This window comes from Agrococcus sp. HG114 (assembly GCF_024723325.1).
Taxonomy (GTDB): Bacteria; Actinomycetota; Actinomycetes; order Actinomycetales; family Microbacteriaceae; genus Agrococcus.
In genome coordinates this window covers 1-1190 of sequence record NZ_JANQCH010000231.1, presented here as the reverse complement: position 1 = coordinate 1190, position 1190 = coordinate 1, and the positions used below count along the sequence as shown (strand labels likewise).

Below are 1190 nucleotides of genomic sequence, written 5' to 3'. Positions count from 1 at the left end.
GCCTCGACCAGGGCCTGCTGCCGGCGGTCGGCGCGCGCGTGCTCGTCGACGGCGACTGCGCGCACGTCGTGTCGGTGGGCCCGTGCTCGCTGCGCATCGAGCCGCCCCTCACCGGCGAGGGGGTGCTGTTCGGCGACCCCGCGTTCGGCGAGCCGAGCGCCGACGCGTGGGCGCTCGCCGCGGGCACGATCGGCTACGAGGTCGTGACGCGGATGGGTGCTGCGGACCTGGGCGCGGGCGTCACGTCGGCGGGCCCGGAGCGGGCGCCGCGACGCGTGCTCGAGCTCGGCCTCGACGGCGAGCCGCGCCGCCTGCTGGGCGAGGTCGTGGGCGTCAAGCGCGTCGAGGCCGGCCTCGGGGTCTCGTACGGCGGCGAGTACGTGACGCCGCGGCCGACGACGCTCGCGCTCGTCGGGCTCGGCTACGCCGACGGCGTCACGCGCGCCGCGAGCGGTCGACCCGTCGCGGTCGCCGGGACGACGGAGCCGATCCGCGGCCGCGTCGCGATGGACCAGCTCGTGCTCGACGTGGGCGACCGCCCGCTCGCCGTCGGCGACCCCGTCGAGCTCGCCCACGCATCCGCCCCCGAGCTCACCGGCATGATCGGCCCGCGCGTCGCGGTCGAGGTCGCCGGGACCGTGCCCGACGCCGAGGCGATGGAGCTGCTCGGCGAGCGCCTGGGCCGGGCGCTCCGCGCGGGCGACGCGGTGCTGCTCATCGGCCCCCTCGGCGCGGGCAAGACGACCCTCACGCGCGGCATCGGCCGGGCGCTCGGCGCGCGCGGCACCGTGCAGAGCCCCACGTTCGTCATCGCGCGCACCCACCGCACCGCCGCGGGACCCGACCTGCAGCACGTCGACGCGTACCGGCTCGGCGGCGAGCACGGCGAGGCCGAGCTCGACGACCTCGACCTCGACCTCGAGCGCGCGATCACGGTCGCCGAGTGGGGCGCACCGCTCGAGCATGCGCTCGAGTCGTGGCTGCGCGTCGAGATCGAGCGCCCGGGCGCAGCGCCGCTCGAGGATCCCGACGCGGACGAGGCGGATGCGCCGCGCACGGTGCGGCTGAGCGGCCGCGGCCCCGCGTGGGACGCCGCGCGGCTGCGCGCGCTCGCGCGGGCGGGAGCGGCCCGATGATCCTCGCGATCGACACGTCGCTCGGCACCGCGGTCGCGGTCGTCGACGGCGACG

General features: G+C 78.3%; 1 protein-coding gene. It reads left to right on the top strand.

Annotation, left to right across the window (positions count from 1 at the left end):
* Positions 1-1136: tRNA (adenosine(37)-N6)-threonylcarbamoyltransferase complex ATPase subunit type 1 TsaE (tsaE, locus tag NWP09_RS13515; RefSeq protein WP_309137124.1), on the top strand; the 1136-nt coding region annotated here is incomplete at its 5' end.
* Positions 1137-1190 lie beyond the last annotated feature (54 nt).